Consider the following 12,945-nt stretch of genomic DNA (forward strand, 5'->3'; position numbering starts at 1 on the left):
CCGCCGGGGACGGGAGGACGGCGCGGACTCAGTCGAACCGCCCGCGGCGGTACTGGACCGGCCAGTCGGTCTCCTCGCCGAGTTCGTGGGCGGCCTCCAGCGGCCAGTACGGGTGCCGGAGCATCTCGCGACCGAGCGCGACGAGGTCGGCCCGCCCGTTCCTGACCAGCGCGTCGGCGTGGGTCGGCTCCGTGATCCCGCCGACGGCGGCGACGGGAACGTCGGTCCCCTCGCGGATCGCCTCCGCGTAGGGGACCTGATACCCCGGTCCCGCGCTGGGGATCTGCTGGTCGGGGTGGATCCCGCCGCCGGAGACATCGATCAGGTCGGCCCCGGCCTCGGCGAGGAGGGGGGCCAGCCGGACCGAGTCGTCCACGTCCCACGAGTCGCGGTCGGGGAGCCAGTCCGTCGCGGAGATGCGGACGAAGACGGGCTTCCCGTCGGGCCAGACCTCGCGGACGGCCGCGACGACCTCGCGCAGGAGCCGGGTGCGGTCCTCGAAGCTCCCGCCGTACTCGTCGTCCCGGTCGTTGGTGACCGGCGAGAGGAACTGGTGGAGCAGGTAGCCGTGGGCCGCGTGGACCTCCGCCACCTCGAAGCCGACCTCCAGCGCGCGTTCCGCGGCGGCGGCGAACGACTCGATCACTCCGTCGATCCCCGCGGCGTCCAGCCGGCGGGTGTCGGTCAGGCCGTCCGCGTCGACGCTCGGGTGCGGGTACGGCTCGTCGGTCGCGGAGACGGTCTCCCACCCGTCCGGCTCGTCGGCGGGGATGGGGTCGCTCCCCTCCGCCGGCGGGCGGTGCGAGGCCTTCCGCCCGGCGTGGGCCAGCTGGATCCCCGGGGTCGCGCCCTGCGACCGCACGAACTCGACGATCGGTTCGATCGCCTCGGCGTGCTCGTCGGACCAGATCCCGAGGCAGTCCGGCGTGATCCGTCCCTCGGGCGCGACCGCCGTCGCCTCGGTCATCACGACCCCGGCACCGCCGGCGGCCCGGGAGCCGAGGTGAACCCGGTGCCAGTCGTTCGCCAGTCCGTCGTCGGCGGAGTACTGGCACATCGGCGACAGCATGACGCGGTTCCGGAACTCCGTGTCGCGCAGCGTGAGCGGCGTGAACAGGGTGTCGGTCACGGGCGGGCGAACGACCGCCGGGAGGTAAGTCCCTCCGATTCCCCGCCCGGATCGCCGCGGCCGGTTTAGGCCGACCGAAATCTATATGCCCGCCCCACTCTGACCGGGTAGTAATGACAACGGGAGACCGGATCGAGCGGGACGTCGAGTCGGCGGCCGACCAACGGCCGACGGTCGCCGCGACCCGCTGTTCGCAAGAGCGGACCGTCTTCACCGAACAGGGCAACACCGACGCGTGGATCGCGACCGATCTCACGGTCGAACTGGAACGGTAGCGTTCTCCTCCGTCGAACCGCCCCGCTAACTCGCTGAGTCTCTCCGCCGACTACGCCGACTCCGCCGGGCCGCGGCCGCTCCGCGTCCGCCGCTCGGCGGCGTCGCTCCTCACTCCTCGGAGCGCAGCGTCGCTTCCGGCGACCCGTCTGTCTGCGGCGTCGACGCGACCTCCGCGCGTCCCTCTCTCGGCCGCGCGTCTCCTCCCTGCTCCCCCTCGCGGTCGCGGCGGTCCTCGACGAGCGCGCGGATCCGGTCGAGGATCGCGTCGTACCGACCTCGGTCGGAGCCCTTCTCGAAGTACGCGTCCGCGCCGGCACCGAACGCCGCCGCCTCCTCCTCCTCGCTCGGGCACGTGGTGTAGAACACGACCGGAAGCCCGGGGTCCGCCTCGCGCAGCCGTTCGGCGAGTTCCACCCCGGACCCGTCCGTGAGGCGCTGTTCCGTCACGACGCAGTCGACCGCGACCCGCTCGCCGTCGACCCTGACGCCCGCCTCGACGGCGTCGAGCGCGTCCGCGGCGCTGTCCACGGAACGGATCCGGACGCGGTCGGTGAGACGCCGCGCGAACGCCTCCAGCAGCTCCGTGGAGCGGGCGTTCGGCTCGACGTGGAGGACGGTGATCGGCTCTCGGTCGGCGGGCGATTCGGATCGGTCGGCGGCTGCGTTCGAGTCCGCGGGCGCGTCGGACGGTGAGTGGTCGGTCATGTGTTGTGGTGGCGGGCGACGACTCTGCGAGAAGCGACTTACTACGAAAGTTGTGATATTTCGTCATGTCCTGTTCAGGCCGTCACGGGTATAACCATTGCGCGATCACCGTTGTCACGGCTCTCAGAGCCGATTATTCGGTGATACAACGAGAAAATCGCCGGACGCCGGGCGGTCGGTAGCGGAAATTCGATCCGGTAACTCGGTCGCGGGAGATCGCTCGCCGGCGGGCCGGGCTCGGTCGTTGCCGTCTACGCGAACAGGTCGCGGGCCTCGCGGACCGCGTCGACGAGCGCGTCGACCTCCTCGACGGTGTTGTAGAAGTAGAAGGAGGCGCGCGCCGAGGCGGCGACGCCCATCTCGTCGTGGAGCGGCTGCGTACAGTGGTCGCCGGCGCGGATCGCGACGCCGTAGTCGTTGAGGATGCTGGAGAGGTCGTGGGCGTGGACGCCGTCGACGTTGAACGCGACGAGCCCGCCGCGGTCGTCGCCCGGCGGCCCGTAGATCTCGACCCCGCCGAGCGCTTCCAGCTCGTCGTAGGCGTACTCGGCCAGCAGGTCCTCGTGGGCCTCGACCCGGTCCATCCCGACCTTTTCGAGGTACTCGATCGCGGCCGCGAGACCGATCCCCTGCGCGATGGAGGGCGTCCCGGCCTCGAACTTCCACGGGAGGTCCTCCCACGTGGAGTCCTCGAAGGAGACGCGCCGGATCATGTCGCCGCCGTAGAGGTACGGCTGCATCTCGTCTAGGATCTCCTCGCGGCCGTACAGCGCGCCGATCCCGGTCGGGCCGCACATCTTGTGGCCGGAGAACGCGAGGAAGTCGACGCCGAGCTCCTCGACGTCGACCGGACGGGTGGGGACCGACTGCGCGGCGTCGGCGAAGATCAGCGAGTCGTGGTCGTGCGCCAGGTCGGCCAGCTCGCCGATCGGGTTCACGGTCCCGAGCGTGTTCGAGACGTGGACGACCGACACCATCTCGGTGTCGTCGTCGATCAGTTCGGCGGCGTCGTCCATGTCGAGCCGCCCCTCGTCGGTCACATCGATGAAGCGCACGTCCGCGCCGGTCCGCTTGCCGATCTGCTGCCAGGTGACGAGCGAGGCGTGGTGTTCCATCTCGGAGAGGACGACGTTGTCGCCCGGCCCGAGCTCTTCGAGCCCCCACGCGTAGGCAACGAGGTTCATCGCCTCCGTCGTGTTCTTCGTGAAGACGATCTCCTCGCGGCCCGCGGCACCGACGAAGTCGGCGACCGCGTCGTGGGCCTCCTCGTAGGCCACGGAGGCCTCCTGGCTCAACTGGTGGATCCCGCGGTGGACGTTCGCGTTGTAGCTCCGGTAGTAGTCGGAGATGGCGTCGACCACCGGGTCGGGCGTGTGCGAGGTCGCCGCGTTGTCGAGGTAGACGAGGGGCGTGTCGTCGCCCTCGCCCTCGCCCGCGGTCTCCGGGTCCCCGCCGACCTTCCGGTCGAGTATCGGGAAGTCGGCGCGGAGCGCCTCCACGTCGAACGGGTACTGTCCTTGAACTCCCATTACCATATGTAGGGCCCCGAGCACTAACACACCTTCGGTCCGGTACGTCTTGCGGGTACCGCGGACGCCCGGAGCCGCCGGTCTCGCGGCGGCTCGCCCTCCGGACCGCGCCGCTACTCCTGCCAGTCCGGGTTCGCCCGCGGCGGCGAGAAGATGTCGTAGCCGACGACCGGTTCGTCGCCGCGGTTCTCGGCGGCGTGGGGCTCGCCGCCGGGGATCACGTACGTGTCGCCCGCCTCGACGACGCGCTCCTCGCCGCCGACCACGAACGTGATCGCCCCCTCGGTTATCGCCCCGATCTGCTCGTGCGGGTGGTCGTGTTCGGGCACTGTCGCGCCCGGGTCGATCTCGAACCGCTGGATGCTCGTCTCCTCCCCGACGGCCCCCTGCGTGAGGAACACGCCGTCGACCGCCTCGACCGCCTCCGCGTCCGGTACGACGTCCATACGCTCCCCGGCGACCCGGAGCCACCTAAATCCGGGGGAGCGGGCGACCGATGCCGCGGTCGTCGTCCCGGCCGACTCAGGGGAACGGGTGGTACTCCCGGTCGAGCGCCGGCTCGAACCCCATCGACCGCGGTACCTCGCGGGCGCGCTCGCCGAAGAACGGCTTGCCGGTGAACAGCGGCTGCGCGCCCGGGACCAGCACCCGGACGGCCTCGAACCCGAGCGTCGCGAGGTCGCGCGTGGTCACCCGCGCGACGTACGGGTCGAGGCCGACGCGCTCGACGCGGTCGACGACGGCCGCCAGCTCCTCGGTCCCCGACAGGTCCGGCTCCCCGACCTCCGCGGCCGAGACGGTCGCGTCCGGGTCGAAGAACGCGGCCGTCTCCGCCGGCCGGTCGGCGTGATGGCCGATCGCCGCGCCCTGCTCGTCGGCCGCCTCGCGCCCCATCGAGCGCAGTTCGGTCCAGTTCTGGAGCGCCTCGGCGAGCGCGCTCCGCGCCGCCGCAGCCGGGTCGAGGTCGGCCCCCGACCCCGCGGCGAACCGCGGCCAGTCGCCGTCGCGCTCGACCTCGACCGCGACCACCGGCACGTCCACGTCGGTCGTGACGAGCAGCGGCGTCACCGACAGCGACTCCGCGCGCGCCCGCTTCTCCAGCTCGGCGAAGTCCGGGTCGTCGACGTCGAGCCCGAGCGGATCGGTCGCGGAGTACCAGCTGATCATCGTCGCGTCGCGCTCGACCGCCTCGTACAGTCCCGAGAGCGCGGCGTCCGGACCGGAGCTACCCAGTCCGAGCCCGGTCGTGATCGGCGGTCGATACCGACGCTCCGGCGGCGGGAAGTGAACGAACTCCGCCGGGAGGCTCGCCGGCTCGCCGGTCCCGAGGCGCTCGCCGCGCACCCACGGGAGCCGGTCGTCGCGGTCGTACGCTTCGGCCCCCTCCGGACGGACGAAGACGTCGGGGGTGACGGGAGTCGGGACGTTCGCGGCCGGCGCGCGCGTGAACGACGCCTCGCGGTAGACCCCGGCCGCGTACCGCTCTAACCCCTCGCCGAGCGCCTTCATGAACGCGGCGTCCCAGTCGGCCGCCGCGCCGCCGCCGAAGTCGGCCGCGTCGCCGTCCGAGAAGGGCGTCGTGTCCGCGACCCGCGCGACGTAGTACGGCACGGGGAACGACTCCTGCTCGCCGACCTCGCTCAGGGGGCCGATCCGGGCGTCGACGGCGCGCTCCGCGCGGTCGATCGTTCCGTCGAGGTCCCGCTCGGCGTGGTCCCGCGGGAGCGCGTCGCCGGGCTCGACGCCGCAGCTACAGCCCGGAACGGGCAGGAGCGTCCGCTCGCCGCCGGGCACCTCGACGACGGTGTCCGCCACCGGGTCGCCGGCGAGCAGGCGGATCGCCCGTCGCCCCGCCACCGCTCCGGCGTAGCGCACGGCGGAGCGGCGGCCCGTCGGCGCGTCGGCCGGGTCGGGCCGGCCGCTCTCGACCCGGGCGCGCAGGCAGTCGTAGCAGGCGTCGTCGAAGGCGGTCACCGCGGCGTCGAGGTCGGCGAGCGGGACGCCGCCCAGCCCGCCCACCTCGACGGCGATCCACCGGTCGAGCTGTTCGTTCGCGGCCGCGAACGCCGCCGACCCGGCGGTGTCGACGACGACCGCCATGTCGAACCCGTCGAGCAGCTCCGGCTCGACGGGCATCGCGTTCACGTCGACGTCCCCGAGGGCGGCGCTCGCGGCCTCGACCGCGGGCCCGTCACCGACGAGTCCGATGTCCATACCCGGTCGACGCGAGGAGCCGAAAAAAAGCCGCGGGTCCGCGGCACGTCCGCGGCGCGCCCGTGGCACGTCTATGGCGCGCCCGTGGTACGTCTGCGGCCGCGCCGCGGGGATTCGGTGCGGAACCGAGAGGAGGAGGAGTCAGGCGGCGAGGAGGCGGTCAGGCGGCGAGGAGGCGGTCAGGCGGCGGGGAGGCGGTCGGTCGACGACGGAGCGGTCAGGCCGGCGTCGCGGCCATCATCTCGGCGGCCTCGGCGGCCAGTTCCGCGGCGGCGACGCCCTGGAGGCGCTCGTCGCCGAGTTTCAGGCGGAGCCGCGGGCGGCCGACGTCGATCGGGACCTTCTCGGTGTCGATGATCCCGAGGTCTTCGAGCCGGGTCTTCGTCCGGGAGAACGTCGCCTTCGAGGCGATGCCGACGTCCTCGCCCCACTTCGAGATGTCGTAGAGGAGCACGTCGTTCTTCGCCGCGACGAGCAGCGAGACGGTCACCTCGTCGAGGTCGACGGCCGCGTCGCCCTCGGTCGCGTCGAGCACGGCGTCGAAGTCGGCGCGGGCCTCCGCGCCGATCTCGGACTCCAGCGTCTCGCGGACCCGGCTGATCGCCGGGGTGCGGAGCGTGTACGCCGCCGCGTCGTCGAACGCGCTCCGGTGGGTCTCGTACACCTCGTCGACGAACTCGCCGTCGTCGGTCGAGAGCGCGGCGACGCCCTCCCCGACGGTGACGAGCGCGACGACGCGGGACGGGGAGACGAACAGCGCGTTGTCGACCTCGCCGTCGAGCACCCGGAGGTCGAGGGCCCCGTCGGCGACGAGGTCCGCGGCCCGGGACGCGACGACGAAGTCGTCGAACACGTCCTTGAGCGTCCGCTCGTCCGCGAGCATCGACAGCGTCGGGAGGTCGTCCCGCCCGACGGCGGTCTCGACCAGCGATTCGATCGTCTCCGCCGACGGGTCCACGACGAGCAGTTCGTCGTCGTCCCCGGCGAAGGCCGCTTCGAGCGCCGCCTCGACGTCGGACTCCAGTAAATTCGACACCATCTATCTCTCCGTATAAAAGCCGGTTGCGTATTTAATATTAACGGGATTTGAAGGGCGAACAACCGCCGTAGAGGGCCTGAAACGGCCGAAAAGTGGAAATTACGGTCGGCGGAAAGAGCGGCGGACAGCGCCGGGGACGGACCGCGACGCGCCGGTGAACGCGACACCGTGTCCGGAGGCGCGACGAGACCGCATCCGGAGCCGGGGCGGGACCGTGTCCGGGGGTGCGACGAGACCGCGTCCGCGGGCGTGACCGGACCAATTACCGACGGCGACGGAAGGATTAATGCGCGGTCGCACCGGGGTTCTCACATGGACCACGAGCACGTCCGGGAGGTCGACCCGGCGGTCGCAGACGCGCTGGCGGGCGAGCGCGACAGACAGGAGCAGACGCTCGCGATGATCGCGAGCGAGAACCACGTGAGCGAGGCGGTGCTGGAGGCGCAGGGGAGCGTTCTCACCAACAAGTACGCCGAGGGGTATCCGGGGTCGCGCTACTACGCCGGCTGCGAGTACGCCGACGAGGTCGAGGAGCTGGCCGTCGAACGAGCGAAGGAGCTGTGGGGCGCGGACCACGTCAACGTCCAGCCGCACTCCGGCACGCAGGCGAATCAGGCCGTGTACTACTCCGTCCTCGAACCGGGCGACAAGATCCTCTCGCTGGAGCTGAACCACGGCGGCCACCTCTCGCACGGCCACCCCGCGAACTTCACGGGACAGCTGTACGAGGTCGAGCAGTACGAGGTGGACACCGAGACCGGCTACATCGACTACGAGGGGCTCCGCGAGGCCGCCGAGGAGTTCGAGCCGGACATCGTCGTCTCGGGCTACTCCGCGTACCCGCGCACGGTCGAGTGGGAGCGCATCCAGGCCGCGGCCGACGCGGTCGACGCCTACCACCTCGCGGACATCGCCCACATCACCGGGCTCGTCGCCGCCGGCGTCCACCCCTCGCCGGTGGGCGTCGCGGACTTCGTCACCGGCTCGACCCACAAGACGATCCGCGCCGGCCGCGGCGGAATCGTGATGTGCGACGAGGAGTTCGCGGACGACATTGACTCGGCCGTCTTCCCCGGCGGACAGGGCGGCCCGCTGATGCACAACGTCGCCGGCAAGGCGGTCGGCTTCAAGGAGGCCCTCCAGCCCGAGTTCGAGGAGTACGCGCGGCAGGTCGTCGACAACGCCGAGGTGCTCGCCGAGACGCTTCAGGGACACGGCCTCTCTCTGGTCTCCGGCGGGACCGACAACCACCTCGTGCTGGCCGACCTGCGCGACTCGCACCCGGACCTCTCGGGCGGCGAGGCGGAGGACGCGCTCGCGGCAGCGAACATTGTCCTCAACGGGAACACGGTGCCCGGCGAGACGCGGTCGCCGTTCGACCCCTCCGGGATCCGCGCCGGCACCGCCGGGCTCACCACGCGCGGGTTCGACGAGGACGCCATCGAGGAGGTCGGTGACCTGATCTACCGCGTCGTCGACGACGTCGACAGCGAGGACGTCATCTACGAGGTCGGCGAGCGCGTCGTCGAGCTCTGCGAGGCGCACCCGCTGTACGAGTGAGCGCGACCGCGCTCTGCCGTCGCCGCCCGTGACCGACGCCCGCCCCGTCCCGCGACGACGAATCCGTGCGTAAAAGTGGGGGCGGGTCCCACGGGTCGGTATGGACGCTCCGCCGTTTCTCGCCGCTCGCCTCGACCGCGACGCCGCGCCGCTGGTCGTCGGCGACCTGATCGCGTTGATGCTCCTGTTGACCGTCGGAACGCTCAACCACTCCTCGGTCGAGTTCCTGACCGCGAACCCGCTGTACCTCCCGGGCGTGTTCGCTCCCTTCCTGATCGCGTGGGTCGTCATCGCGCCGCTCGTCGGCGCGTACTCGGCGGGCGCGGCCGAGACCGCGAAGTCCTCGGTCCCGCTCGCGATCCGGTCGTGGATCCCCGCAGCGGTCGTCGGGCTCGCCCTCCGCGCGTTCGTCTTCCGCGGCGGTGCCGAACTCGCCTTCGCCGCGGTGATGCTCGTGGTGGGCTCGCTCGGGCTCGGCGGCTGGCGCGCGCTCTACTTCCGACTCCGATAGCGGATCCGGCTTCGGTCCAGACAGCGGATCCGACTTCGGTGGCGGCCTTCGGCCCACACCGCTCCGCTTCCGCGGCCGTCCCCGGCCGCCTTCCCATTCCTTTCCCGTCACGACTCCCGCGGTGCGCTCGCGTCGGCCCATAAGTTATGAGTTACATTAGTGTGCCCATGGACGAACACCTTTGGAACCACAAAAAATTTAATACGGAATTTCCATTAGTATTCAACGGTAGCATGACTGGATACTACGACTACGTCCTCGGACTCATTCCGGCAGCGTTGATCGGCGTGACCGCGGTCCTCACCCTGGTCGGGCTGTCGCCGACGTCGGCGATGTCCGCGGGCGCGGCGGCGGCCGCCGCCGTGATGGCCCACGCGCTGTTCGTCAGGGCCCCAGTCACCGGCGACGGCTCCGCGGTCGCGGAGGCGTCGCGCCCCGGCCGGGGGGACACCGGTCGCGGCGGGGGGTCGTCCGCCTGACGCTCGACCGATCGCCGGCTCCTGTACCGTTTAGTTCCCGCGCCCCGACGGGTCGGGTGTGACCGACGCCCTGTTCCTCTCGAGCGCCGAGGTCGACGACCTCGCGGAGCCGGCCGACTACGTCGCCGCCGTGCGCGACGCCTACCGACAGGTCGGCGAGGGAGCGCCCGCGGAGCCGCGAACGAAGCTGCTCAACCGCGACCCGCCGGGGATGTTCACGACCTACGCCGCCGTCCTCCCGGAGACGGGCGCGATGGGCGGCTACGCCTACTCCGCCGGCTTCGGCGCGGAGGACGCGTGGTTCATGACGCCGCTTTTCGACGCCGACTCCGGCGAGCCGCTCGCGCTGCTCGACGGCGCGTCGATGAACCCGTTCAAGACCGGGGCGGCGGGCGCGGTCGCGGTCGACGCGCTCGCCCACGACGACGCGACCGAACTCGCCGTGGTCGGCAGCGGCGCGCAGGCCCGCGGGCAGGTCGCGGCGACCGCGACCGTCCGCGAGTTCGAGGCGGTCCGCGTCTTCTCGCCGACCCCGGAGAGCCGCGAGTCGTTCGCCGCCGACTTCGACGCCCGCCTCGACGCCGACGTGTCGGCGGTCGCGAGCGCGGCCGACGCCCTTGACGGCGCGGACGTGGTCATCACCGCGACGACCGCGAGCGACCCCGTGATCGCCGACGCCGACGTGGAGCCGGGGACGCACGTCACGGCGATGGGCCAGTACGACCCGGCGAAGAACGAACTCCCGCCCGAACTCGTCGCGCGGGCGACATACGTCCCGGACCTCCGAGCGCGCGCGACGCAGGACGCTGGCTCGTACCTCGCCGCGGTCGAGGCCGGACTCGTCGACGCGGAGGCGGGCATCGCGGCCGACCTCGGCGAGGTCGTCGCGGGCGGGCATCCCGGTCGAACGAGCGACGAGGAGGTGACCGTCTTCGACTCCGGCGGCACCGGCGTCGAGACGGTCGCGGCCGCGCACATGCTCTACGAGCGCGCGAGCGAGGCGGGTCGGGGCCAGACCATCGACTTCGCGCCCGCGAGCGAGGCGCTGACCGGCGAGTGACGCGAGGTCCTCCGCGGCGGGGAGCGGCCGGAGGTTCAAGTGCGCCGCCCGCCTCTCCGTCGACATGCTCGTCGGCATCGTCTCCGACACCCACGACGACCTGAACGCGGTCGAGGCGGCCGTCTCGCTGTTCGAGCGCGAGGGCGTCGACGCGGTCGTCCACTGCGGCGACTTCGTCGCGCCGTTCTCCGTGACGCCGTTCGACGCCGACTTCGCCTTCCACGCGGTCCGCGGGAACAACGACGGCGAGTGGGCGGTCGAGTCGACGGTTGGCTCGTTCGGCACCTACCACGGCGAGGCCGCCCGCCTCTCGTTCGGCGGGGCGGGCGAAGCGGACGGCATCGATGTCGCGGTCACGCACGGGACGAGCGACGTCGTGGTGGACGCGCTCGTCGACTGCGGCGACTACGACTACGTGTTCCACGGCCACACCCACGCGCACGGCGTCGAGGCGCGCGGCGGGACCGTCCGCGTGAACCCCGGCGGACTCCCGATTCCGGTCGAGGGCGCGGACAACGCCTTCCGGGTTGCGACGCTCGACACCGCCGGGTCGGGCGTCGACGCGGTGACGCATCACGTGTTGGACGGCTGACGGGGCCGCAATCGACGGACGCGGGCCGCTGCCCGGCTCGTCGACCCCGAGTTTTATCGCCGTTCGCGCGCTCCGTGCTCTCATGAGACACGCACAGGGACCGCTCCTCACGGTCGACCTGACGGAGCGGACCGCGACGACGACGCCGATCGACGACCGGCTCGACTCGTTCGTCGGCGGCCGCGGGCTCAACACCTCGCTCGCGTACGACCGGATTTCGTCGGACGCCGACCCGCTCGGCCCGGAGAACCGCGTCTACTTCTCGACCGGTCCGATGCAGTACTCGACCACCTCCTACACCGGGCGGATGGCCGCCACGAGCGTCTCGCCGCTCACGGACGGCCTGCTGTCGTCGAACGCGGGCGGGTTCCTCTCGCGGAACGTCACCGGCGCGGGGTACGCCGCGGTCGAACTCGCCGGCGCGAGCGACGACCTCCTCGCGGTCCACGTCCGCGAGATCGGGCCGGACGGCGAACCGGACGTGCGGTTCGAGGAGGTCTCGGACTTAGAACAGTCGGAGGTGTCGGCGGTCTCCGACCGCTTCGCGGAGACGCACGACCTGGAGCCGCAACACGTCGCCTGTATCGGCCCGGCGGGCGAGAACGGCGTCCGGTTCGCGTCGGTGATGACCTCCGACACGCGGGCGTTCGGGCGCGGGGGGCTGGGGGCCGTCCTCGGGTCGAAGGGCGTGAAGGCGCTCACCTTCGACGGCGAGGCCGACGCCGACCTCGACCTCGACTGGCCGGACGACGCGGGCGAGATCCACCGCGAGGCCGCCACCTCGGACTCGATCATGAAACGACAGGGGACGACGAGCGTGACGGAGCTGGCGAACGAGGTCGACGCGCTTCCGTCGTACTACTTCGCCGAGACCTCCTTCGAGGGCGTCGAGGGCATCTCCGGCGACCGCGTCGAGGAGAAGAAGTACAAGAAGGGGACCTGCTCCAGCTGCGCGTTCGCCTGTAAGCTCCCGACCCGCGACGAGGAGACGGGCGTCGAGACGGAGGGGCCGGAGTTCGAGACGGTGATGGCGTTCGGCTCGAACGCCGGGGTCGACGACGTGGTCGACGTGATGCGCGCGAACGAGCTGTGCGACGAGCTCGGGATGGACACCATCTCCTGTGGCGACGTGGTCTCGATGTTCCTAGAGAGCGAAGACGAGTTCGGCAACGCGGGGCTCGTCCGCTCGCTCGTCGAGCAGATCGCCTACCGGGAGGGGGTCGGCGACAAGCTGGCGGAGGGCGTCCACCGCGCCCACGAGGAGTTCGGTGCCGACGACTGGACCGTGAAGGGGATGGAGTTCTCCGGCCACGACGGCCGCGCGCTCAACGGGCAGGGGCTGGCGTTCGCGACCGCGAACCGCGGCGCGGACCACATGTACGGGGAGTTCTACCCCTACGAGTACCCGCTCGTCGACCCCGACGACGCCTTCGACCCGACCGGGCTCGACGGGAAGCCGCCGAAGCTCGTCGAGAAGGAGAACCGCAACGCGGTCCTCGACTCGGCGGTCGTCTGTAAGTTCTCGCGGGGCACCGTCACCGACGACCACCTCGCGGCGCTGCTCGACGCCGACTACGACGACCTCCAGTCGCTCGGCGCTCGCGTCGTGGCGCTGGAGCGCGCGTTCAACAACGCCCGCGGCTTCGACCGCGAGGACGACACCCTCCCGTACGCCGACGCGATCGAGGGCTTCGACGCGGCGCTCTCGGAGTACTACGCGATCCGCGGCTGGAACGACGACGGCACCGTCCCGGGCGACGCCGCCGGTCTCGGCGCGGAGCGTCGACCGGCCGGCGACGACTGACGCCCGACTCGCCGGTGACGACCGGTCGCCGCGGCTCAGGGAACCGG

The 12,945-nt window shown here is 71.6% G+C and carries 13 protein-coding genes; 7 read left to right on the forward strand and 6 right to left on the reverse strand.

What is annotated here, in order from left to right; genetic code table 11:
* Window positions 1-28: 28 nt before the first annotated feature.
* Window positions 29-1,129 (reverse strand): NADH:flavin oxidoreductase/NADH oxidase, encoded by a 1,101-nt coding sequence (locus NAF06_RS08055; RefSeq protein ID WP_008584539.1) that lies wholly within the window; start codon window positions 1,127-1,129, stop codon window positions 29-31.
* Window positions 1,130-1,242: 113 nt separating this feature from the next.
* Here NAF06_RS08055 and NAF06_RS08060 point away from each other — a divergent pair, with 113 nt between their 5' ends.
* Window positions 1,243-1,404, forward strand: a complete 162-nt coding sequence (locus NAF06_RS08060; RefSeq protein WP_008584537.1) for a DUF7331 family protein — start codon at window positions 1,243-1,245, stop codon at window positions 1,402-1,404.
* A gap of 109 nt (window positions 1,405-1,513) precedes the next feature.
* Here NAF06_RS08060 and NAF06_RS08065 read toward each other — a convergent pair whose 3' ends face one another.
* The 5 genes from NAF06_RS08065 to tbsP form a co-directional block, all read right to left on the reverse strand.
* Complete coding sequence (locus tag NAF06_RS08065) at window positions 1,514-2,110, reverse strand: response regulator (RefSeq protein WP_008584535.1); 597 nt, start codon at window positions 2,108-2,110, stop codon at window positions 1,514-1,516.
* A 251-nt stretch (window positions 2,111-2,361) separates the two neighbouring features.
* On the reverse strand, window positions 2,362-3,639 hold the full coding sequence (locus tag NAF06_RS08070; RefSeq protein WP_008584533.1) for an aminotransferase class V-fold PLP-dependent enzyme: 1,278 nt from the start codon (window positions 3,637-3,639) through the stop codon (window positions 2,362-2,364).
* 113 nt (window positions 3,640-3,752) lie between these two features.
* A complete protein-coding gene (locus NAF06_RS08075) occupies window positions 3,753-4,085 on the reverse strand; it encodes a cupin domain-containing protein (protein ID WP_008584531.1) in 333 nt (110 codons plus the stop codon).
* A gap of 76 nt (window positions 4,086-4,161) precedes the next feature.
* Window positions 4,162-5,853, reverse strand: coding sequence for a YcaO-like family protein (locus NAF06_RS08080; protein WP_008584529.1), 1,692 nt, complete (start codon window positions 5,851-5,853; stop codon window positions 4,162-4,164).
* A gap of 217 nt (window positions 5,854-6,070) precedes the next feature.
* Entirely contained in the window at window positions 6,071-6,892 is an 822-nt protein-coding gene (gene tbsP / locus NAF06_RS08085) for a transcriptional regulator TbsP (RefSeq protein ID WP_251106142.1), read from the reverse strand.
* Window positions 6,893-7,204: 312 nt separating this feature from the next.
* Here tbsP and glyA point away from each other — a divergent pair, with 312 nt between their 5' ends.
* From glyA to NAF06_RS08115, 6 genes are all read left to right on the forward strand, one after another.
* Window positions 7,205-8,452 (forward strand): serine hydroxymethyltransferase, encoded by a 1,248-nt coding sequence (gene glyA, locus NAF06_RS08090; protein WP_008584525.1) that lies wholly within the window; start codon window positions 7,205-7,207, stop codon window positions 8,450-8,452.
* A gap of 100 nt (window positions 8,453-8,552) precedes the next feature.
* On the forward strand, window positions 8,553-8,963 hold the full coding sequence (locus NAF06_RS08095) for a DUF3054 domain-containing protein (protein ID WP_008584523.1): 411 nt from the start codon (window positions 8,553-8,555) through the stop codon (window positions 8,961-8,963).
* Window positions 8,964-9,196: 233 nt separating this feature from the next.
* Window positions 9,197-9,442: a DUF8015 family protein gene (locus tag NAF06_RS08100; RefSeq protein WP_008584521.1), complete on the forward strand. Its 246-nt coding sequence runs from the start codon at window positions 9,197-9,199 to the stop codon at window positions 9,440-9,442.
* A 58-nt stretch (window positions 9,443-9,500) separates the two neighbouring features.
* The gene (locus NAF06_RS08105; RefSeq protein ID WP_008584519.1) at window positions 9,501-10,502 is read left to right on the forward strand and encodes an ornithine cyclodeaminase family protein; all 1,002 of its coding nucleotides are present in this window, start codon (window positions 9,501-9,503) and stop codon (window positions 10,500-10,502) included.
* A 64-nt stretch (window positions 10,503-10,566) separates the two neighbouring features.
* On the forward strand, window positions 10,567-11,094 hold the full coding sequence (locus NAF06_RS08110; protein WP_008584517.1) for a metallophosphoesterase: 528 nt from the start codon (window positions 10,567-10,569) through the stop codon (window positions 11,092-11,094).
* Window positions 11,095-11,176: 82 nt separating this feature from the next.
* A complete protein-coding gene (locus NAF06_RS08115) occupies window positions 11,177-12,898 on the forward strand; it encodes an aldehyde ferredoxin oxidoreductase family protein (RefSeq protein ID WP_008584515.1) in 1,722 nt (573 codons plus the stop codon).
* The last annotated feature ends 47 nt before the right edge of the window (window positions 12,899-12,945 follow it).

Origin of the sequence: Halorubrum hochsteinianum, from assembly GCF_023702125.1 — an archaeon.
In the GTDB taxonomy this organism is placed as follows: domain Archaea; phylum Halobacteriota; class Halobacteria; order Halobacteriales; family Haloferacaceae; genus Halorubrum; species Halorubrum hochsteinianum.

Excerpts from the sequence above, each read along its gene's own strand:
- NAF06_RS08095 (WP_008584523.1), top strand. The coding sequence starts at position 8,553 with ATGGACGCTCCGCCGTTTCTCGCCGCTCGCCTCGACCGCGACGCCGCG.
- NAF06_RS08080 (WP_008584529.1), bottom strand. The coding sequence starts at position 5,853 with ATGGACATCGGACTCGTCGGTGACGGGCCCGCGGTCGAGGCCGCGAGC.
- glyA (WP_008584525.1), top strand. The coding sequence starts at position 7,205 with ATGGACCACGAGCACGTCCGGGAGGTCGACCCGGCGGTCGCAGACGCG.
- NAF06_RS08100 (WP_008584521.1), top strand. The coding sequence starts at position 9,197 with ATGACTGGATACTACGACTACGTCCTCGGACTCATTCCGGCAGCGTTG.
- NAF06_RS08075 (WP_008584531.1), bottom strand. The coding sequence starts at position 4,085 with ATGGACGTCGTACCGGACGCGGAGGCGGTCGAGGCGGTCGACGGCGTG.
- NAF06_RS08065 (WP_008584535.1), bottom strand. The coding sequence starts at position 2,110 with ATGACCGACCACTCACCGTCCGACGCGCCCGCGGACTCGAACGCAGCC.
- NAF06_RS08060 (WP_008584537.1), top strand. The coding sequence starts at position 1,243 with ATGACAACGGGAGACCGGATCGAGCGGGACGTCGAGTCGGCGGCCGAC.
- NAF06_RS08115 (WP_008584515.1), top strand. The coding sequence starts at position 11,177 with ATGAGACACGCACAGGGACCGCTCCTCACGGTCGACCTGACGGAGCGG.
- NAF06_RS08110 (WP_008584517.1), top strand. The coding sequence starts at position 10,567 with ATGCTCGTCGGCATCGTCTCCGACACCCACGACGACCTGAACGCGGTC.
- tbsP (WP_251106142.1), bottom strand. The coding sequence starts at position 6,892 with ATGGTGTCGAATTTACTGGAGTCCGACGTCGAGGCGGCGCTCGAAGCG.
- NAF06_RS08070 (WP_008584533.1), bottom strand. The coding sequence starts at position 3,639 with ATGGGAGTTCAAGGACAGTACCCGTTCGACGTGGAGGCGCTCCGCGCC.